The sequence below is a fragment of the Brevundimonas sp. genome (genome assembly GCF_003248455.1).
In the GTDB taxonomy this organism is placed as follows: Bacteria; Pseudomonadota; Alphaproteobacteria; order Caulobacterales; family Caulobacteraceae; genus Brevundimonas.
In genome coordinates, this window is sequence record NZ_QFNM01000004.1 from 149,021 (window position 1) to 169,038 (window position 20,018).

21 protein-coding genes are annotated in these 20,018 nt (G+C 68.5%); 8 read left to right on the forward strand and 13 right to left on the reverse strand.

All coding sequences use genetic code 11. From position 1 onward, the window contains the following. The 4 genes from ilvG to DI624_RS02625 form a co-directional block, all read right to left on the reverse strand. A complete protein-coding gene (ilvG, locus tag DI624_RS02610; protein WP_291535834.1) occupies positions 1 to 1,713 on the reverse strand; it encodes an acetolactate synthase 2 catalytic subunit in 1,713 nt (570 codons plus the stop codon). A gap of 19 nt (positions 1,714 to 1,732) precedes the next feature. Continuing rightward, complete coding sequence (ilvC, locus tag DI624_RS02615; RefSeq protein ID WP_291535835.1) at positions 1,733 to 2,746, reverse strand: ketol-acid reductoisomerase; 1,014 nt, start codon at positions 2,744 to 2,746, stop codon at positions 1,733 to 1,735. A gap of 3 nt (positions 2,747 to 2,749) precedes the next feature. After that, entirely contained in the window at positions 2,750 to 4,501 is a 1,752-nt protein-coding gene (locus DI624_RS02620) for a dihydroxy-acid dehydratase (RefSeq protein ID WP_291535836.1), read from the reverse strand. A 90-nt stretch (positions 4,502 to 4,591) separates the two neighbouring features. Further along, a complete protein-coding gene (locus tag DI624_RS02625; protein WP_291535837.1) occupies positions 4,592 to 4,744 on the reverse strand; it encodes a hypothetical protein in 153 nt (50 codons plus the stop codon). 258 nt (positions 4,745 to 5,002) lie between these two features. Here DI624_RS02625 and gap point away from each other — a divergent pair, with 258 nt between their 5' ends. The 3 genes from gap to fba all read left to right on the forward strand — a co-directional run bounded on the left by gap (position 5,003) and on the right by fba (position 8,592). Then, positions 5,003 to 6,010 (forward strand): type I glyceraldehyde-3-phosphate dehydrogenase, encoded by a 1,008-nt coding sequence (gene gap, locus DI624_RS02630; protein ID WP_291535838.1) that lies wholly within the window; start codon positions 5,003 to 5,005, stop codon positions 6,008 to 6,010. Positions 6,011 to 6,181: 171 nt separating this feature from the next. Continuing rightward, positions 6,182 to 7,378 carry a phosphoglycerate kinase gene (pgk, locus tag DI624_RS02635; protein ID WP_291535839.1) on the forward strand — a complete coding sequence of 399 codons (1,197 nt, stop codon included), beginning with the start codon at positions 6,182 to 6,184 and terminating at the stop codon, positions 7,376 to 7,378. 128 nt (positions 7,379 to 7,506) lie between these two features. Continuing rightward, positions 7,507 to 8,592 (forward strand): class II fructose-bisphosphate aldolase, encoded by a 1,086-nt coding sequence (gene fba, locus DI624_RS02640; RefSeq protein ID WP_291535840.1) that lies wholly within the window; start codon positions 7,507 to 7,509, stop codon positions 8,590 to 8,592. A gap of 10 nt (positions 8,593 to 8,602) precedes the next feature. On the opposite strand, the gene DI624_RS02645 is transcribed toward fba, so the two are convergent. Continuing rightward, positions 8,603 to 9,238: a DUF2799 domain-containing protein gene (locus DI624_RS02645; RefSeq protein WP_291535841.1), complete on the reverse strand. Its 636-nt coding sequence runs from the start codon at positions 9,236 to 9,238 to the stop codon at positions 8,603 to 8,605. Between the two features lie 113 nt (positions 9,239 to 9,351). Between DI624_RS02645 and DI624_RS02650 the strand changes: the two genes are divergently transcribed. The 3 genes from DI624_RS02650 to rpoH all read left to right on the forward strand — a co-directional run bounded on the left by DI624_RS02650 (position 9,352) and on the right by rpoH (position 11,766). Further along, entirely contained in the window at positions 9,352 to 10,338 is a 987-nt protein-coding gene (locus tag DI624_RS02650) for an RluA family pseudouridine synthase (protein ID WP_291535859.1), read from the forward strand. Between the two features lie 9 nt (positions 10,339 to 10,347). Then, positions 10,348 to 10,653, forward strand: coding sequence for a GNAT family N-acetyltransferase (locus tag DI624_RS02655; RefSeq protein ID WP_291535842.1), 306 nt, complete (start codon positions 10,348 to 10,350; stop codon positions 10,651 to 10,653). 225 nt (positions 10,654 to 10,878) lie between these two features. After that, positions 10,879 to 11,766: an RNA polymerase sigma factor RpoH gene (gene rpoH / locus DI624_RS02660; protein ID WP_291535843.1), complete on the forward strand. Its 888-nt coding sequence runs from the start codon at positions 10,879 to 10,881 to the stop codon at positions 11,764 to 11,766. A gap of 18 nt (positions 11,767 to 11,784) precedes the next feature. On the opposite strand, the gene DI624_RS02665 is transcribed toward rpoH, so the two are convergent. The 5 genes from DI624_RS02665 to DI624_RS02685 all read right to left on the reverse strand — a co-directional run bounded on the left by DI624_RS02665 (position 11,785) and on the right by DI624_RS02685 (position 16,889). Then, positions 11,785 to 12,606, reverse strand: coding sequence for a response regulator (locus DI624_RS02665; RefSeq protein WP_291535844.1), 822 nt, complete (start codon positions 12,604 to 12,606; stop codon positions 11,785 to 11,787). A 77-nt stretch (positions 12,607 to 12,683) separates the two neighbouring features. Then, on the reverse strand, positions 12,684 to 13,943 hold the full coding sequence (locus DI624_RS02670; RefSeq protein WP_291535860.1) for an adenylosuccinate synthase: 1,260 nt from the start codon (positions 13,941 to 13,943) through the stop codon (positions 12,684 to 12,686). Positions 13,944 to 13,986: 43 nt separating this feature from the next. Further along, entirely contained in the window at positions 13,987 to 15,147 is a 1,161-nt protein-coding gene (locus DI624_RS02675; RefSeq protein WP_291535845.1) for a phosphoserine transaminase, read from the reverse strand. A gap of 23 nt (positions 15,148 to 15,170) precedes the next feature. Continuing rightward, positions 15,171 to 16,115 carry a DnaJ C-terminal domain-containing protein gene (locus tag DI624_RS02680; protein WP_291535846.1) on the reverse strand — a complete coding sequence of 315 codons (945 nt, stop codon included), beginning with the start codon at positions 16,113 to 16,115 and terminating at the stop codon, positions 15,171 to 15,173. 87 nt (positions 16,116 to 16,202) lie between these two features. Further along, positions 16,203 to 16,889: a hypothetical protein gene (locus DI624_RS02685; protein WP_291535847.1), complete on the reverse strand. Its 687-nt coding sequence runs from the start codon at positions 16,887 to 16,889 to the stop codon at positions 16,203 to 16,205. Positions 16,890 to 16,984: 95 nt separating this feature from the next. Between DI624_RS02685 and DI624_RS02690 the strand changes: the two genes are divergently transcribed. After that, positions 16,985 to 17,326: a hypothetical protein gene (locus tag DI624_RS02690; RefSeq protein ID WP_291535848.1), complete on the forward strand. Its 342-nt coding sequence runs from the start codon at positions 16,985 to 16,987 to the stop codon at positions 17,324 to 17,326. Beyond that, the gene (locus DI624_RS02695; RefSeq protein ID WP_291535849.1) at positions 17,326 to 18,093 is read left to right on the forward strand and encodes a hypothetical protein; all 768 of its coding nucleotides are present in this window, start codon (positions 17,326 to 17,328) and stop codon (positions 18,091 to 18,093) included. The genes DI624_RS02690 and DI624_RS02695 overlap by 1 nt, the downstream gene beginning before the upstream one ends. Before the next feature lie 199 nt (positions 18,094 to 18,292). Here DI624_RS02695 and DI624_RS02700 read toward each other — a convergent pair whose 3' ends face one another. From DI624_RS02700 to DI624_RS02710, 3 genes are all read right to left on the reverse strand, one after another. Beyond that, positions 18,293 to 18,706, reverse strand: a complete 414-nt coding sequence (locus tag DI624_RS02700; protein WP_291535861.1) for an HK97 family phage prohead protease — start codon at positions 18,704 to 18,706, stop codon at positions 18,293 to 18,295. A gap of 83 nt (positions 18,707 to 18,789) precedes the next feature. Beyond that, on the reverse strand, positions 18,790 to 19,020 hold the full coding sequence (locus DI624_RS02705) for a hypothetical protein (protein WP_153926101.1): 231 nt from the start codon (positions 19,018 to 19,020) through the stop codon (positions 18,790 to 18,792). Between the two features lie 103 nt (positions 19,021 to 19,123). After that, positions 19,124 to 20,018: phage portal protein (locus DI624_RS02710; protein WP_291535850.1), on the reverse strand; the 895-nt coding region annotated here is incomplete at its 5' end.

A 20,018-nucleotide genomic window follows, 5' to 3' on the forward strand; every position in this document is an offset into this window, starting at 1 on the left:
TCAGGAGCCCTCCATCATTTCAGCATTGCTCTTGCCCGGCGGAACCAGCGGCCAGACATTGTCTCGGGGGTCGATGACCACATGGGCCAGGCAGGGGCCGTCGGCGGCCAGCAGGCGCCGCACGCCGTCCGACACCTGATCGCGGCGGTCGATGCGGAAGGCTTCGACGCCGAAGGCCTCGGCGACCTTCACGAAATCCGGATTGTCGGACAGGTCGATCTCGGAATAGTTCTCGGCGAAGAACAGCTCCTGCCACTGGCGCACCAGGCCCAGGCTGGAGTTGTCGATCAGCACGATCTTCAGCGGGATGCCGTAACGCTTCAGCGTCGCCAGCTCCTGGATGTTCATCATGAAGCCGCCGTCGCCGGCGATGGTCACGACCGTCGCGGACGGATCGGCCAGCTTGGCCCCGATGCCGGCGGGCAGGCCGAAGCCCATGGCCCCCAGCCCGCCCGAGGTGATGTGCGCCTCGGGCTTGGCGAAGCGGCAGTGCATGGCCGCCCACATCTGGTGCTGGCCCACGTCGCAGGCGGCCACGAAATCGTCGCCCGCGGCTTCCGAGATTTCCTTCAGCAGGGCGGGCGCATAGACCCCCTCGCCCGGCGCGTCATAGCGGTGCGCCCCGTCCTTGGCCCCGCGGGCGCAGTCGTCGGCCCAGGCCTGGATGTCCAGCGCCGCGCCCGCGCGCATCCGCTGCGTCAGGGCCTCGACACCTTCCTTCAATTCGCCGACGACGGCGACATTGGCGCTGCGCAGCTTGCCGACTTCCGAGGCGTCGATGTCGAAATGGACGATGCGGGCGTTCGGCGCGAACTCGGCCAGCTTGCCGGTCGCGCGGTCGTCGAACCGGGCGCCGACGACGATCAGCAGGTCGCTGTCCTGCACCGCATGGTTCGCCGCGCGGCTGCCGTGCATTCCCAGCATCCCCAGCATTCCGGCGGCGTCGGTCGGGATCGTGCCCAGGGCGTTCAGGGTCGAGACCTGGGGGATGCCGGTCGTCTCGACGAAGGCGCGCAGGGCCTCGGTCGCGCCGCCGATCTTCACTCCGCCGCCGATATAGACCAGCGGCTTCCTGGCCGAACGGATCGCGGCCTCGGTGGCGGCGATGGCGTCGTGATCGACGCGCGGCGTCTCGTTGGGAATGGAAAAGCCATAGTCCTCGCCCGTCGTCTCGAACTGGACGTCCTTGGGCAGGTCGACCAGGACCGGACCGGGGCGGCCCGACCGGGCGATATGAAACGCCTCCTCGATCGCGGCCGGGACCTCGGCGGCCGAACGGACCAGGATCGAATGTTTCACGATCGGCAGGGTGACGCCCAGGATGTCGATTTCCTGGAAGGCGTCGGTCCCCATCAGCCCCTGGGCGACATTGCCGGTGATGCAGACCATCGGCACGGAATCCATCATCGCATTGGCGATGCCCGTGACCAGGTTGGTGGCGCCGGGTCCCGATGTGGCCATGCACACCCCGACCTTGCCGCTCTTTCTCGCATAGGCGTCGGCCGAAAAGGCGGCGCCCTGTTCGTGGCGGACCAGGATGTGCTTCAGCTTCGATCCGGCCAGGGCGTCATAGACCGGCATGATGGCGCCGCCCGGATAGCCGAACACCACCTCCACCCCCAGCCGCTCCAGGGTGGAGACCAGCAGGCGCGCCCCGGACTGGGGGACGGCCTCGGCTGAGGGTTTGAAGGCGGCGGCGGTCATCAGGGTCATCCGGTCGTTCAGGCGGCGATCAGGCCGCTTCGGCTTTCGGCGCGTTCAGCCAGGCCATCCGCTCGCGCAGACGGGCGCCGACCTGTTCGATCTGGCTTTCGCGGTCCGCCTTCAGCCAGGCTTCGTACTGCGGCTTGCCGGCCTCGTTCTCGGCGATCCAGTTGCGGGCGAAGGTTCCGTCCTGGATCTCGTCCAGGATGGTCTTCATCCGGGCCTTGGTCTCTGCGTTGACGACGCGCGGACCGCTGGCCACGGCGCCGTATTTGGCCGTTTCCGAGATGAATTGGTGCATCTTGGAGATGCCGCCTTCGTAGAACAGGTCCACGATCAGCTTCAGCTCGTGCAGGCATTCGAAATAGGCGATCTCCGGCTGGTATCCGGCCTCGACCAAGGTGTTGAAGCCCTGGATGACCAGTTCCTTGGCGCCGCCGCACAGGACCGCCTGTTCGCCGAACAGATCGGTCTCGGTCTCTTCGCGGAAGGTGGTTTCCAGCAGGCCGCCGGTCGCGCCGCCGTTGCCCTTGGCGTAACCCATGGCCCGGTCGCGCGCCTTGCCGGTGACGTCCTTCTCGACGGCGAACAGGCTGGGCACGCCGCGGCCGCGCTGGAACTCGCGACGGACCAGATCGCCCGGTCCCTTGGGCGCCACCAGGATCACATCCATGTCGGCGCGCGGGGTGATGCGCTCGTAGATGATCGAGAAGCCGTGGGCGAACAGCAGGGCCGAGCCCTCCTTGGCGTTCGGCTCGATGATGTCGCGATAGACCTGATCCTGGACCATGTCGGGCGTCAGGATGGCGATGATGTCGGCGCCCTTGACCGCCTCGGCGGGCTCGGCGGTCGGGACGCCGTCCTCGGTGGCGTGTTTCCAGCCCGTGCCCCCGTGGCGGACGCCGGCGACCACGTCATGGCCGCTGTCCTTCAGGTTCTGGGCGTGGGCGCGGCCTTGCGAGCCATAGCCGATGATGGCGATGCGCTGGCCGGCGATGGCGCCGGGGCGGATGTCTTCGTTGGTGTAGATGGTGATGGCCATGGGTCAGGCGTCCTGGGCGGCGGCGGATTTGTGAGATGCCGGAACTTGCACCGGCGGCGGGTTGGGAATGGTGACGGCGCCCTGGGCGGCCGAGGCGACAGAGGCGCGGTATTTGGCGAAGACGCCTCGCGCCGGGCGGACCACGTGGGGCGTAAAGCCCGCCCGGCGCGTCGCCAGATCGACATCGACGTCGATCCGGCGGTTGGTGACGTCGATGGTGATGCGATCACCATCGCGAATGAGTGCGATCGGGCCGCCGACGGCGGCTTCCGGCGAGACGTGGCCGGCGACGAAACCATAGCTGGCGCCCGAGAACCGGCCGTCGGTGATCAGGGCGACGTTGTCGATCTTGCGCCCCTTCAGGGCCGCCGTGACCTGCAGCATCTCGCGCATGCCGGGGCCGCCCTTGGGGCCTTCGTAGCGGATGATGATGACATCGCCCTCGCCGACCGAACCGTCCTGGACGGCGTGGAAGGCGTCTTCTTCCGAGTCGAAGACGCAGGCCGGACCTTCGAACACATCGACCTTGTGCCCGGTCAGCTTGATGACCGCGCCTTCGGGCGCGACGTCGCCATAGATGACGGCGTAGCTGCCGCGTTCCATGACCGGCGCATCGAAGCTTGCGACCACGACCTGGCCCGGTGCCTCTTCCGCCTCGGCCGCCTCGGCGAACAGGCTGCGGCCGCTGACGGTCGGGGTGTTCACGATCTTGCCGGCCTCGGCCATCCGCTGCGTGACCAGGCGCGTTCCGCCCGCCGCGAACAGGTGCGAGGCCAGGAAGCGCCCGCCCGGCTTCAGGTCGCAGATGACCGGCGCCTCGACGCAGGCCTGGTGGCAGTCCTCGACGCCGAAATCGACGCCGGCCTCGGCGGCGATGGCCGTCAGGTGCATGACCGCATTGGTCGATCCGCCCGAGGCCGAGACCGCGACGGCGGCGTTCTTCAGGCTGGCGCGGGTGATGTATTTGCGGGCCGTGTCGCCGGAGAAGACGCGCTCGACGATGATCCGGCCGCAGCGTTCGCCTTCGGCGCCCTTGTTCGGATCGACAGCCGGCACGTCGTTGGCGCCCATGGGCGAAATCCCCATGACCGACAGGGCCATGGCCATCGTATTGGCGGTGAACTGGCCGCCGCAGGCGCCGGCGCCGGGGCAGACCGCGCTCTCGACCGCCTTCAGGCCCGCATCGTCCAGAGCCCCGGCCGCATGGGCGCCGATGGCCTCGAACACTTCCTGGACCGAGACCTCCCTGGTCCCCCCGGGAGCGGGCAAGACGCCCGGCATGATGGTGCCGCCGTAATAGACCAGGCCGGGGATATCCATCCGCGCCAAGGCCATGGCCGCCGCCGGGATCGTCTTGTCGCAGCCGACGATGCAGACCACCCCGTCCAGCTGATGGCCCTCGATGGCCAGTTCGATCGAGTCGGCGACGACCTCTCTGGAAATCAGCGAGGCCTTCATGCCCGCCGTGCCCATGGAGATGCCGTCGGTGACGACGATGGTGTTGAAATCGACCGGATAGCCGCCCGCCGCGACGACGCCCGCCCGCACGTCCTTGGCCAAACGGTCCAGATGCATGTTGCACGGGGTGACGGTCGACCAGGTGTTGACGATGCCGATCATCGGCTTGTCGAAGTCGGCGTCCTGCATCCCGGCGGCGCGCAGATACGAACGGGCGGCGGCCCGGTTCGGGCCGGCCGTCACCGCCGCGCTGCGCGCATTGGGCTTTTTGGGTTCTGAGGTAGAATCTTGCGTCATCGGTCCGGTTCTTTTCGAACCGCCAAGCACGAAAAACCCCGCTTCCTTTCGGGAGCGGGGTGGTGCGAGGCGATCCTGAGTGCGTTTAGGTCAGGTCGCGTGCATCCACGCCGCTTGCGTAAGCAGGCCGAGGAGTACGAGGGTAATGAGGAAAATCGGGGCTTCCAGGCTGATCGGCGCGCGAACGGCTGCGACCGCCTTGGCGGTGCGTCCCTTCATCATGTCGCGCGTCGTCGTGGCCACGGAGGGCTCCCTGTTCTGACGGCAAGAAACCATACCGCCCGAACCGGCACAACCCCTGTCGCAAAAATTTTGCCGAATGCGCTCCATTGCGCGCGGCAAGGGGTGTTTCTTGCCTTCGCACGACGAAGCCATGTGACCACCTGAAACGGTTCATCACATCACGTTACAGGCCCAGGGTTGCAAGCCGCGCCCGACCGCTCCATTGAGACGCCAAACCTATATAAGCGCCATACCTACCGTTCAGAGGAGCCTTCCATCATGACCGTTCGCGTCGCCATCAACGGCTTCGGCCGCATCGGCCGTCTCGTCCTTCGCTCGATCGTCGAGCATGGCCGCAAGGACATCGAGGTGGTGGCGATCAACGACCTGGGTCCGGTGGAGACCAACGCCCACCTGTTCCGCTACGATTCGGTCCATGGCCGCTTCCCCGGCACGGTGACGTCGGGCGAGGACTGGATCGACGTCGGCGCGGGCAAGATCAAGGTGACGGCCGAGCGCGACCCGGCCAACCTGCCCCACGCCGAGCTGAAGGTGGACATCGCCCTGGAATGCACCGGCATCTTCACCTCCAAGGACAAGGCCAGCGCCCACCTGAAGGCGGGGGCCAAGCGCGTCCTGGTCTCGGCGCCCGCCGACGGCGCCGACAAGACCATCGTCTTCAAGGTCAACCACGAGACCCTGACCGCCGACGACATCGTCGTCTCGAACGGCTCGTGCACCACCAACGCCCTGGCGCCCGTCGCCAAGGTGCTGAACGACCTGTTCGGCATCGAGCGCGGCTACATGACCACCATCCACTCCTACACCGGCGACCAGCCGACGCTGGATACGATGCACAAGGACCTGTACCGCGCCCGCGCCGCCGGTCTGTCGATGATCCCGACCTCGACCGGCGCCGCCAAGGCCCTGGGCCTGGTCCTGCCGGAACTGAAAGGCAAGCTGGACGGCTCGTCGATCCGCGTCCCGACCCCGAACGTCTCGGTCGTGGACCTGAAGGTCGTCGCCGGTCGGGAGGTGACGGTCGAAGAGATCAACGCCGCGCTTCAGGCCGCCGCCGACGGTCCGATGCAAGGCGTCCTGTTCACCACGACCGACCCGCTGGTTTCGCACGATCTGAACCACATCGCCGCTTCCTCCACCGCCGCCCTGCCCCAGACCCAGGTCGTCGACGGCAAGCTGGCCCGCGTGCTGAGCTGGTATGACAACGAATGGGGCTTCGCGACCCGCATGAGCGACACGGCGCTGCAGATGGCGAAGTTCCTGTAAGAAACCGCGCGTCTCCTCCCCGTTCGCGCAGCGAATGGGGAGGTGGCTCGAAGCGTAGCGAGAGACGGAGGGGCTCTTTGCTACGTGTATGAAGAACCCCTCCGTCACGGCGCAAGGGCGCCGCGCCACCTCCCCATCGCTTCGCGACAGGGAGGAGACTGGGAAACGATAATGACCTTCCGCACTCTCGACGACGCTCACGACCTCGCCGGCAAGACGGCCCTGGTCCGCGTGGACTTCAACGTCCCGATGGAGGACGGCAAGGTCACGGACGATACACGGCTGCGCGTCGCGGTTCCCACCATCCAGCGCCTGCGCGACGCGGGCGCCAAGGTGGTGCTGCTGGCCCACTTCGACCGCCCCAAGGGCCAGCGCGTGCCGTCCATGAGCCTGAGGCCCGTGGTCGAACCGCTGGAAAACGTGCTGGGCGCGCCCGTCCGCTTCGCCGACGACTGCATCGGCGCCCCCGCCGTCGATGCCATCCGCGATCTGGACGCCGGCGGCGTGCTGCTGCTTGAAAACGTGCGCTTCCATGCGGCGGAAGAGGCCAATGATCCGGTCTTCGCCCAGAAGCTGGCGGATCTCGGCGACCTCTATGTCGACGACGCCTTCTCGGCCGCCCACCGCGCCCACGCCTCCACCGAAGGGATCGCCCACCACATTCCCGCCTATGCCGGCGAATCCATGCGGCGCGAACTGGACGCCCTGGACGCCGCCCTGGGCAATCCGCAGAAGCCGGTCGTCGGCATCGTCGGCGGTTCCAAGGTCTCGACCAAGCTCGATCTCCTGAAGAATCTGGTCGGAAAGCTGGACAAACTGGCCATCGGCGGCGGCATGGCCAACACCTTCCTCTATGCCCAAGGCGTCGACATCGGCGGCTCGCTGGCCGAAAAGGACATGGCCGACACGGCGCGCGAGATCATGGCCGAGGCCGAGGCCCAGGGCTGCGAATTGCTGCTGCCGGTCGATGTCGTCGTGGCGACCGAAGTCAAGCCCGGCGCCGAGGCCCGCACGGTCAAGACTGGCGCTGCCTTGTCCGCCGCCGACAAGATCCTCGACGCCGGTCCCGAGACCGTCGCCCGCCTGAACGCGGCCATGGACGCCTCCAAGACTCTGATCTGGAACGGCCCGCTGGGCGTGTTCGAGGTTCCGCCCTTCGACGCCGCCACGGTCGCCGCCGCCAAACACGCGGCCGAACTGGCCAAGGCCGGCAAGCTGATCGCTGTCGCCGGCGGCGGCGACACGGTGGCGGCCCTGAACCACGCAGGCGTCTCGGACGACATGACCTTCGTCTCCACCGCCGGCGGCGCCTTTTTGGAGTGGATGGAGGGCAAGGCCTTGCCGGGCGTCGAGGCGCTCAGGGCCTGATCGGGGCCTGATCGGGGCCTGATCCGTCGACCGGCGAAAGACGGCTGTAACGCGGCGTGACTTCGGCGCGTCTCGCGGCTAGTCTTTCGCCCAATCAAAAAGACTATTCGGCTCAGGAGACTATCATCATGGCGCGCATCACGCTGCGACAGCTGCTCGATCATGCGGCGGAAAACGACTACGGCCTGCCGGCCTACAATATCAACAACATGGAGCAGGGTCTGGCGATCATGGAGGCGGCCCACGAGGTCAATGCTCCCGTGATCATTCAAGCCAGCCGGGGCGCCCGCAGCTACGCCAACGACATCGTCCTGGCCAAGCTGATCGACGCCCTGGCCGAGCTTTATCCGCACATCCCGGTCTGCATGCACCAGGACCACGGCAACGGCCCCGCCACCTGCGCCACCGCCATCCAGTACGGCTTCACCAGCGTCATGATGGACGGCTCGCTGGAAGAAGACGCCAAGACCCCCGCCTCTTACGACTACAATGTCGACGTCACCCGCCGCGTCACCGAAATGGCCCACGCCTGCGGCGTCTCGGTCGAGGGCGAGCTGGGCGTGCTGGGCTCTCTGGAGACCGGCATGGGCGAGGCCGAGGACGGCCACGGCTTCGAGGGCAAGCTGGATCATTCGCAGCTGCTGACCGACCCGGACCAGGCCGTCGATTTCGTCGCCGCCACCAAGGTCGACGCCCTGGCCATCGCCATGGGCACCTCGCACGGCGCCTACAAGTTCACGCGCAAGCCGGACGGCGAAGTCCTGGCCATGAACGTGATCGAGGAAATCCACCGCCGCCTGCCCAACACCCACCTGGTGATGCACGGCTCCTCGTCGGTGCCGCAGGACCTGCAGGACATCATCAACGCCTATGGCGGCCAGATGCCCCAGACCTGGGGCGTGCCGGTCGAGGAGATCCAGCGCGGCATCAAGCACGGCGTGCGCAAGGTCAATATCGACACCGACAACCGCATGGCCATCACCGGCGCCATCCGCAAGGTGCTGGCCGAAAAGCCGGGCGAGTTCGATCCCCGCGCCTATCTGAAGCCCGCCAAGGAAGCGATGAAGAAGCTGTGCATGGAGCGCTACCAGCAGTTCGGCTGCGAAGGTCAGGCATCCAAGATCCGCCCGCTCTCCACCGCCCAGATGGCCAGACGCTACGCCTCGGGCGACCTGGACCCGTCCTTCCGCGGCGCGTCCGTCAAGGCGGCCTGATCCGCCGGCGCTAGACCGGGTAGCGGTCGGCCAGTTCCCGCCGCACCCGGCGAACGTCCCATTCAGCGCGGTCCTGCGCGTCGCGCGCCTCGCGGGCGCTGCGGCGCGCATCCCTGATCTCGCCGCGCACCTCCCGGATTCGCTCGCGGATTCGCCCGCGTTCCTCCTCGGTCAGCCCCTCGCCGGCCAGTTCGCGTTCCTTCGCCTCCAGCTTGTCCTGGCGGTTGTCGATCCGGGCCTCGGCGCTGCTCAGCGCGCCCTGCGCCGTCCGCAGCGCGTCCTCCACCGCGTACAGCCGCAGGCCGTCGCGATAGGCCGGCATGAAGACCGTCTCCTCCTCGGGCCGGCAGACGCCGTAATAGGCGTTTCCCGCCCGTCCCTCGGCCCAGCCCCGCTCGAAGGTGCAGTAGGACCTCAGGCCGTCCTCTCGCGCCGATTCATAGGCGGCCGGGTTCGGGGCGACCTGGTATTTGGCGCAGGCCTTGGCGTGGTCGTCCAGCCGGCTGATCGGATAGCCCGCCGCCCCGTCGGCGTATCCCTTCTCGCCCCAGGCGCCGGCCAGGCACTGGTCCTTGCTCATGGTCGTGCAACTGCCCAGCAGCGCCGCCACGGCCAGCACGCTACCGGCGATCCTCAGTCGCGTCATCGCATGTCCCCGCGTCCTTGACGTCACTATCGACCGGCTGCGCGCCCTCGCGCAAGCCGTCCGTCGTGCTAGGGAGAACTGTGCCTGATCCCGATCCGATCGACGACGACGACCTGTCCCCCGCCGCGGCCTCGATCGAGGCGCCGGAGGCGCGCATCGACGCGTCCGGCGTCCGGCTGGACAAGGCCCTGGCCGACGCCTTCCCCGCCCTGTCGCGTGCTCGCCTCCAGGCCCTGTTGGCCGAGGGTGCGGTCAGGCGCGACGGCGTGGTCGTGACCGATGGATCGGCCAAGGCCCGGCCCGGCCTCTACGCCGTGACCCTGCCCCCCGTCGCCCCGGCGGCGCCCCGGCCGCAGGCCATCCCCTTGACCGTTCTTTTCGAGGACGCGGACCTGATCGTCATCGACAAGCCGGCCGGCATGGCCGCCCATCCGGCGCCCGGCACGCCAGACGGCACCTTGGTCAACGCCCTTCTGGCCCATTGCGGCGCTGGCCTGTCGGGCATCGGCGGCGTGGCTCGTCCCGGCATCGTGCATCGGCTGGACAAGGACACCTCCGGCGTCATGGTCGCCGCCAAGAGCGACCGCGCCCACGCCGGTCTGTCGGCTCTGTTTTCGAGTCACGACATCGAACGGACCTATATCGCCCTGACCCGGGGCGCCCCCTCGCCCGCGACCGACCGCATCCAGACCCGCATCGGCCGCTCGACCGGCGATCGCAAGAAGATGGCGGTCCTGAAGGCCGGGGGCCGCGAGGCGATCACCGACTATGTCGTTCAGGCCGCCTTCGGCCAACCCGCCCGCGTCGGCGGACCGCCCCTGGCCGCGCGCGTCGCCTGCACCCTGCATACCGGCCGCACCCACCAGATCCGCGTGCATCTGTCGTCCAGGGGCGCGCCCATCCTGGGCGACGCGACCTATGGCTCGGGCAGCCCGTCCCTGCCCGTCCGCGCCGCCATCGCCCAGGCGGGCCTGACCCGCCAGGCGCTGCACGCCGCCGTCCTGGGCTTCGTTCATCCCGTGACCGGCGAAAGCCTGCGCTTCGAAACCGCGCCGCCCGCCGATATGCTGGCGCTCGAAGCCCTGCTCCGCGAACTCTGAAGGACCGCCATGCTCGATCCCGACATCCGCGACAACGCCGAACTGAAGCGTTACGAACTGCCCGTCGACGGCGACGTGGCCGTCGTCACCTACAATCTGTCGCCGCCCAATCTGATGATCACCGAGACCCTGACGCCCGAGCGGCTGGAGGGCCGGGGCATCGCCAGCCGCCTGGCCAAACACGTCCTGGCCGACGCCAAGGCGCGCGACCTGCTGATCCTGCCGGTCTGCCCCTTCTTCTCGGCCTATCTGCAGAAACACCCCGAGCACGCCGATGTCGTTCACCCGACCTATCGCGGCATACTGGGGCTTTGACCACCGAGAACGCGCGTCTTGAATGGAAACGGACCAGTCCCTACATTCGACGTCAGCTGGCGCGAGTGGCGCCGGGGTTGCGGTCACGCCTTCGTGTGACCATCCGCCTCTAACAATGGCCGCAACCCATCGCCATTTGACCGGTTGAGGGGTGAGGCGTCGGCGCACGAACGTGGCCGATGACGAAGTGCCCGCTCGTTCAAGACGGTCGGAGGGACCTTTACTATGGCTGCCAACAACACGCTCGCGGTGATGTCGCCCGAACAGGGCCTGTCGCGCTATCTGACGGAAATCCGCAAGTTTCCGATGCTGACCAAGGACGAGGAGTTCATGCTGGCCAAGCGTTGGTCCGAGCACCAGGACCCCGAGGCCGCCCACCGTCTCGTCACCTCCCACCTTCGCCTCGTGGCCAAGATCGCCATGGGCTATCGCGGCTATGGTCTGCCGATCGGCGAAGTGATTTCCGAGGGCAATGTCGGCCTGATGCAGGCCGTCAAGAAATTCGACCCGGACAAGGGCTTCCGCCTGGCGACCTACGCCATGTGGTGGATCAGGGCTTCGATCCAGGAATACATCCTGCGCAGCTGGTCCCTGGTGAAAATGGGCACCACCGCCGCCCAGAAGAAGCTTTTCTTCAACCTGCGCAAGGCCAAGAGCCAGATTTCCGCCTTCGAGGACGGCGACCTGCATCCCGAACACCTCGCCGCCATCGCCACCAAACTGGGCGTCAGCGAGGAAGAGGTCACCAACATGAACCGCCGGCTCGGCGGCGACGCTTCGCTGAACGCGCCCCTGCGCGTCGATGGCGAAAGCGAATGGCAGGACTGGCTGGCCGACGACACGGCCGTCTCTCAGGAAACCCAACTCGCCGACGACGAGGAAAAGGGCATCCGCATGAGCCTGCTTCAGGAAGCGATGGAAGAGTTGACCGACCGCGAGAAGCACATCCTGACGGAACGCCGCCTCAAGGACGATCCCGTCACCCTCGAAGAACTGGCCGGCCAGTACGGCGTCTCGCGCGAGCGCGTGCGTCAGATCGAAGTCCGCGCCTTCGAGAAGCTGCAGAAGGCCATGCGCGCCGCGGCCGAAGAACGCAATCTGGTCGACGCCTGACCGCGCTCCGGCTCTGCGTCAGCAGGCTTGGGCCAAGGGCGCCGTCTGCGTCGATGCGGCGTCGGCGGCGCGGGCGGCCGCCACCACGGCGTTCACCGGCTGGATCAGGCCGGCCTTCGTGACCTGTCCTGTCGCCAGATAGGCCTGCAGCGTCGCCACAACCATCGCCAGCCTGGGGTCCGCCGCCTTGACCGCAAGGCCGTTCAGCGTCTCGGCCTGCTGGCGAATGGCGCGCGTGGCCTGCGAGGGGTCTTGCTCGAACTGGTTCATGGCCGAGATCAGGATGCGCGTCGCCTGGTCGCGCATCTCCGCCGCCCCGCCGGCCGCGCCGTCGCTGCGACGCTTCTTGGCGCCGGTGTATTCGCCCGAGTTGAATCGTCTGCGGTCCGGCCCGACATAGCCGACCGCCTCGATCCACGGACGCGGCTTCAGGGCCACGTTCTCGACCCGCTTGAACAGGTCGCCGGTCGTGAAGGGCTTTCGCAGGAACTCGTGCACCCCGGCGTCGCGCGCGCCCTTGATGGCGGCGGCGGTGGCCTCGGCCGTCACCATGATGATCGGCGACATCCGGCATGACATGCTGGAGCGGCGCACCCGCCGGGCCAGGGTCTCGCCGTTCAGCGTCTCGCCCGACCGTTCGGTGAAGATCACGCCCGGCTCGACGTCGCGCAACAGTTCCAGCGCCCGCTCCTCGTCCGTCTCGCAATAGACTTCGCGGGCGCCCATCCCCTTCATGATGTCGGTCAGCAGGCGCGTGGCGGACAGATTGGGGTCGATGATGACGACCCGTCGGACGGCGGGTTCGATGCGGCTCAGGGTTTTGGCGTTGGCGGCGAACACGGTCGGCTCCCTTCCTGGAGCCGTTATCCTTACCTGGCCCCGGTTAAGGCCTGTTGAATAAGCACAATTGCGTCGCCTTACCCTTGGAAGGGGTCGCGCATCAGGATCGTGTCGTCCCGCTCCGGGCTGGTCGACAGCAGGGCGACGGGCGCGCCGATCAGCTCCTCGATGCGCCGCACATATTTGATCGCATTGGCGTTGATATCCTTGAAGCTGCGGACGCCGGCCGTGCTTTCGCTCCAGCCTTCCAGTTCCTCGAACACCGGCTCGGCGGCGCCCTGCGCCTTCAGGCTGCTCGGCAGATAATCCAGAACCTCGCCGTCGACCCGATAGCCGACGCAGATTTTCAGCGTCTCCAACCCGTCCAGCACGTCCAGCTTGGTCAGGGCGATGCCGTCGATGCCGTTGATGGCCACCGACTGGCGCACCAGCACGGCGTCGAACCAGCCGCAGCGTCGCGCCCGGCCCGTGTTCACCCCGACCTCCCGCCCCACGGTCGCCAGATGCTCGCCCACCGCGTCGTTCAGTTCGCAGGCGAACGGCCCCTCGCCCACCCGCGTCGTATAGGCCTTGACGATGCCCAGCACGTATCCGACGCCGCGCGGCCCGACGCCCGATCCGGCCGCCGCCTGCCCCGCCACCGTGTTGGAGCTGGTCACATAGGGATAGGTGCCGTGGTCCACGTCCAGAAACGCGCCCTGCGCGCCCTCGAACAGCACACGTTTGCCCGCCTTCTGCGCCTGGTCCAGCACGCGCCATGCCGGCTTCACATAGGGCAGGATCTTGGGCGCGATCTCCAGCAGCTGGGCCAACAGCGCATCGGGATCGATCGGCTCCAGCCCCAGCCCGGCCCGCAGCGGATCGTGGTGCGAGCGCAGCCGGTCGATCTTGACCTTCAGGTCGTCTTCGTTGGCCAGGTCGCAGACGCGGATGGCGCGCCGGCCCACCTTGTCCTCATAGGCCGGGCCGATGCCGCGTCCGGTCGTGCCGATCTTGGCGCCCGGCGCGCTGGCCGCCGCCTCGCGCGCCACGTCCAGCGCCGGATGGATGGGCAGGATCAGACAGGCGTTGTCGGCGATGGTCAGGATGTCGGGGCTGATCGCCACGCCCTGGGCCTCGATCTTCTGGATCTCGCCCACCAGATGCCAGGGATCGACCACCACGCCGTTGCCGATGATCGACGGCTTGCCCTGGACCACGCCCGAAGGCAGCAGCGCCAGCTTATAGACCTTGCCGTCCACGACCAGGGTGTGGCCCGCATTGTGCCCGCCCTGGAACCGCACCACCATGTCGGCGCGGTTGGACAGCTCACTCTCCGCACTTGAATGCGGGCGCAGCCTATAGCGGGGGAATCGTCCGGTGTCGTCCTGTCAGGCGGATTTATCCGACTTCGGCGACCGCCGTCTCGAACGCCCATTCCAGCCAAGGCGTCGCGGCGATCACATCGGCCGTCTCGACGGTGCAACCGCACCACAGTCTCAACCCAGGCGGCGCATTGCGATGCGGCTCCATGTCGAACACCGCCCCCTCGCCCTCCAGCAGGGCCTTGAAGCGTTTGACGAAGGCCTTCTGCCCCTTGTCGTCCAGCCCGGTCACGCGCGGATCGACGAACTTCAGACACACCGATGTCGTCGAGCGTATCTCCGGCCGCTCGGGCAGGAAGTCGATCCAGCCGGATCGCCCCACCCAGTCCGCCAGCGCGGCGTAGTTGGCGTCCGTGCGGCGGATCAGTTCCGTCAACCCGCCCACGTCCCGCGCCCATTCCAGCGCGTCGATCCAGTCCTCTATGGTCAGGATCGAGAAGGTGTTGATCGCCACCCCGTCCGCCAGCGCCCGGTCGAACCGGCCCTTGCCGTCCGTCAACCGCAGCAGCTTGGGGATCGGCCGTTCGGGCCGGTATGTATCCAGCCGCTCGACCGCGCGCGGCGACAGCGCCATCACGCCTATGCCCGCCTCGCCGCCCAGCGCCTTCTGGAAGCTGAAGGTCACGACATCCAGCTTGTCGAACGGCAGGGTCATGGCGAAGGCGGCCGAGGTGGCGTCGCAGATGGCCAGCCCCTCGCGGTCGTCGGGAATCCAGTCGGCGTCGGGCACCCGCACGCCCGAGGTCGTGCCGTTCCACGGGAACACCACGTCCTTGGACCAGTCGGCCTGCGACAGGTCGGGCAGTTCGCCCCAGGGCGCGGTCAGGGCCTCGGGCTCCAGCCCCAGGTGATCCTTCACGTCCGCCAGCCAGGTCAGGCCGAAATTCTCGAACGCGACCACCTGCACCGGCCGCCGCCCCAGCATCGCCCACAGCGCCGCCTCGACCGCGCCTGTGTCGGACCCCGGCGTATAGAGCATGACATGGCTGTCGGGGACCTCCAGCACGTCGCGCGTCAGCCGCAGGCCATGCGCGAACCGCTCCACCACCTCGGGCGCGCGAATGCCCCGCCCCAGCAGATCGGACGGCAGGCCGCCCAGCGCATAGCCCGGCCGTTTCGCCGTCGGACCGGCCGAAAACCACGGCCGCGCCGGCTTCGCATCGGGCTTCGCTGTCATGATCGTCTCCTGCGGCGGCCTGCTCAGCGCCCGGGCGTATAGGGCCGCTTGGCCCGCCAGTCCTCGGCGAACCGGGTCAGCGCTTCGTCCGGCTCGTCCGGCAATGTCACCACCAGCCGGGCCAGCAGGTCGCCGCGCCGTCCCTTGTCGAACGCCCCACGTCCCTTCAGCCGCAGCACCTTGCCCGAGTTCGAGCCTGCGGGAATGGTCATCTGCACCGCCCCTTCCGGCGTCGGCACCCGCACCTTGGCCCCCAGCACGGCGTCGGGAACCGACACGGCCAAGTCCATCGTCAGGTCCGCCCCCTCGCGGCGATAGATCGGATGCGGCTCGATCCGCAGTTCGATCAGGGCGTCGCCGTTCTCGGCGCCCCGCCCCGGCGCGCCCTGGCCGCGCAGACGGATGGTTTGGCCGTCGGACGCCCCCTTGGGGATGGTCACGTCCAGGGTGCGTCCGTCTGAGAACTGGATGCGCCGCGTGGCGCCGGCGATGGCGTCTTCCAGGCTGATGTCCAGCGTCGCCTTCACGTCCTGGCCGCGCGCGGCGAAGTCCCGCGCGCCGCGCTGACGCCCCGCCCCGCCGAACATGCCGAACAGGTCGTCCAGGTCGACGCCGTCGAAGCTGGCCCGACCCCCCGGCCCGCCGCCGCCCGCGAATCCGCCGCCCTGGCCGAAGGGATTGCCCCCCTGGCCGAACGGATTCCCGCCCGCGCGGCCGCCTCCGCCGAAGCCGCGATATTGTTCGTTGCCGTCGCCATCGATCTGGCCGGCGTCGTATTTGGCGCGCTTCTCCTTGTCGCCCAGGATGTCGAAGGCGGCGGTCACACGCTTGAACTTGTCCTCGGTGATCTTGTCGCCGGGGTTCTTGTCCGGGTGCAGCTCCTTGGCGAGCTTTCGGTACGCCTTCTTGACCTCGTCCGCGCTCGCACCCTTCGAAACGCCCAGTTCCTTGTAGGGATCGCCTGCCACGTCCGTTGTCGCTCCAACTGAAAACCGATGGGCCGTCAGTTAAGCCATGCCCCCGCCCCCGCAAAGGGCCGGGCCCGTCATATTTCGTCAGACCAGGCCGATTTCCGCCTCGGCGCCCCAGCCGAAGCCTTCGCCCCACTGGGCGGCGGCGATCCGGGCGCCGCCCGTCGCCCTCAACGGAAAATCCGCCGCGAACGCCTCGGCCGGATAGAGCAGGCTGGTCTCCTCCGTCTCGAAGGTCCGCAGCAGGCCACGCTCGTCCAGCACCCGGACGCGGAACCGCAAGGGATCGACCGCCGCCGGCTCGCCGTCCCAGCCGTCGCCATACAGCCGAACACGCGGCGTCCACCGCACCCTCCGCCCCGCCGCGGTCTTCTCGACGCTCAGGCCGCACGGCGACCAGGGCCGGGCATGAACCCCCGCCGGGGTGAAGCCGATCTGCGTGAACCCGACGCCGCCCGGCGCCGCGCCCGCCGGTCCCGCACGGCAGATCAGGGGCAGGCCCCGTTCGCCCCGCCCGATCTCGGCCCGCGCCAGACGGCCGTCCAAGACCACCGCCGCCGCTCCGACAGGCGCCCCGGCGCGCATCTCGACCTCGGTCCCCTGCTGACCGCGCAACAGGCCCGTCAACCGCCATTCGCCCGGTCCCGCCAGCGCCGCCGACCGGTACTGGATCACCTCCCAGCCCGCGGCCGTCTCGACCGCCAGGGCGTTGGCGCCGCCCAGCACCGCCGTCTCGACCGCGCTTTCCGGCTCTCCGCCCTCGATGCGCAAGACGATGGCGTTCGCCGTGTCCCGGGCCCGCGCCCGAAACCTGTGATTGTTCGCCGCCCGATCCGTCGCTAACCTGGATCGAAAGGAGGGCTGTCATGCTCCCAACCCCGATCTTCGAACGCGGCGATGTCTACGAAGCCAGTCTGTGGTTTGTCGCGCTCTGCTTGATGAGCTTGCTGTTCCCGACAGGCGCATTCTCAAATGGCCTCAAGACTGTGTCGCGTTGGCGCTTCTTCGGCATAGTCGCCGCCTTCGCCTTCGTGACGGGCCTGGCGAAATTGACCGGAGGCGCCTTGCACCAGGGGGCCCAGGCCGCCGGCAGCAATTACGCCTTCGCCTGGGGTGTCCTCGGCGGCCTGACGCCGATACTCATGGCCGTCGTCTGCCTGCGGCTATGGCTGTCTCGTCCTGCTGGACGCAAGACCGGCGAATTCTGATGGCCCACCTCGCGCCGCTCGAAGCCGCCGTCATGGAGGCGATGGTCTGGCAGATGGGCGACAGCGTGCCCGATCTGGCCGCCCAGGCCGCCGCCAGTTCGCCGGGCCTGCGTCGCAACACCGGCGCGGGCCTCTATTCCCAGTTCCTGGTCGACGCCAATCGGCGCGCGGCCAATCCCGACGCCACCGGCCTGTTCGGCACGGTCCACGCCGTGGTCCGGGGCCTGGCAGACCCCGTCGGGTTCCAGATCGAACTGCGCCAGGGCCGGCTGACGGCCCTGCACGGCTGGAGCTATGGCCGCGACACCCGCGTGATCGACTTCTCCAGCGTCCCCGTCGAAGAGGTCTTCACGGTGGACGAGCATGGGCGATCCGTGCCCTATCGCCCCGCGCGCCAGACCGAAGCCCCGGCCGTCCCGCGCGCGAAACCCGGCGTTCCGACGGGCGTCCTCCAACGCCTGCAACAGGAACCGACCCCCGAATCCCACGCCAAAACCTTCGGCGTCCCGCTTGGCTCGCAACCTGCTGCGGCGCCGACGCTGGAGCCGATCTCTCCCGTCGGCCTGACCTTCGTCGGCCTCTATCTGGCGACGGCCTTGGTCGGCCTGATCCTGGTCTTCGCCCTGCGCCTGCCGATCGTCATGGTCCTGGTCGGCGTCGTCTGGGTCCTGCGCGCCGCCCACGGCAAGAAAGGCCGCGCGCAGCTGGCCGATTTCGCCGCCCGCCTGGACCGCCAGGGCGTCTTCCAGTCCTTCAGACCACGCTGAACCGGTAGTTGTCGAAACGTGCCAATCGGTACTTGCCGGGTCCGATTTCGCTTCCCAAATCAAGATGACTCCGGGAGGCTGCCGTGTTCGGAATGTTTTTTCATCCCAGAAGCTCCGACCCCGGCCGGCCAGTTGCGGTGCGTGTCGTCGCCGGCCAGCGTCGAGGAGAAAGCACGGATGCACCCCCCGTGGTTGTCGCTCATGACCCTTCCCGCCCTAAAACCACGCTGAACCGCGCGCCCGGCAGCATGGGAAACGTCACCAGCGAAACCTCCCACAGTTCGACCGCGCTCAACACCCGCAGCCGTCCCTGACGCCGCGCCCGCGCCGTGCGGTATCCGATCGACAGCCCGTCCAGCGCCCCGGCCCGGCTCAGGGCGCCGGCGAACCGCGCCTCGGCCGACCAGTCCTCGATCCGGCCGCGCACGAACAGGCCGCGCGCGTCCTCCCGGAGCTCGTCCCACACCCCGACCGGCGCCCGCGCGTCGTGCTGGTTCAGCATCCGCACCCCGTCCGCCCCCGTCCGGGCCAGACTGTCGGCGAACGCCCCCGCCTGCACCACGTCCCCGTTCAAATCCGCCACGCCCCACAGGGAGGCGTAGCCCTCGATCAGGAGTGGCGAGTGGCGAGTGGTCAGTGGCGAACCGCGCCGCCCTGTCCCTTCCTTCTCGTCACTCGTCACTCGCCACTCGCCACTCATTTCCCCTCCAACCGCCGCTCGATCCGCTCCACGGCCGCCGCCGTCGCCTCGCCTTGGACCTCCAGTCGCGCCAGCCGTTCGGCGACCAGCCGCTGCTCGCCGACCCGCTGCTCCAGCGTGGCGATCCGCGCCGCCGCCCCGCCCGCCCAGACCAGTCCGCCCACGGTCTGCACGACCACCGCGATCAGCAGGGCCGTCGGCACGCGGCGGATGTGATGTTCTGTCATCGTCGCTCTCCTTGAAGTGTCGAGTGAGGAGTGGCGAGTGACGAGGCGTCCAGGCCGCCCTTACGCACCGCTTTCTCGCCACTGACCACTCGCCGCTCGCCACTCAACTTCCCAGCCCCGCCATCCGCCGACGCTCTTCGTCCGTCAGGAAGCTCGCCGCTTCCAGCCGCGCCCACAGGGCGTCGCGCTCGGGTTGCAGGGCCGAGACTGCGTCCAGGTCGGCGCGCACCTCGCACCCCGCGAACCGTCCGCCCAGCCAGCCCGTCATCGCCCCCGCCGCCTTTCGGACCAGCGGGATCACCGTCTGCCGCCAGAAGGCCGCATTGGCCTCGCGATAGTTGGCGTAGGTCGCATCCCCCGGTATCCCCAGCAGCTGCGGCGGAACCCCGAAGGCCAGGGCGATCTCGCGCGCCGCCGCATGTTTGCCGGCCGTGAAATCCATCTCCGCCGGCGTCAGGCTCAGCGGTTTCCAGTCCATCCCGCCCTCCAGCAGGATCGGCCGCCCCGCGTTCGTCGCCCCGGCGTAGACGTTCGACAGCTGGTCCTTCAGCGCCTCGAATTGCCCGTCCGTCAGCCGCTCGCCGTTCCTCGCGCCACAGACCAGCGCCCCCGAGGGCCGCGCCGCATTGTCGAGCAGCGCCTTGTTCCAGGCGCCGGCCGCATTGTGCGCATCCACCCCTTGCGCCGCCGCCTCCAGCGGCGACAGGCCGTACCAGTCGTCCAGCGGATGCCACAGCTTCAGGTGCATCACCGGCGCCCAGCCGTCCGCCGCCCGCCCGATCCGCACCGAGCGTCCGTCCACGGAATAATCCCAGGCCTCGGGCCAGCCCGATCGGCCGGGAACCACCTTCACCCGGTCCGATCGCAGCGCCCACAGCTCGTCCGGCGCCCCGTCCCCGTCCGCATCGCCGGTCGCCTCGACATAGGCGTTGCCCGACACCTGCAGCGCCCCATAGACCGCCTCCATCAGCTCCGCCCCCGACTGTTCGGGATTGGGC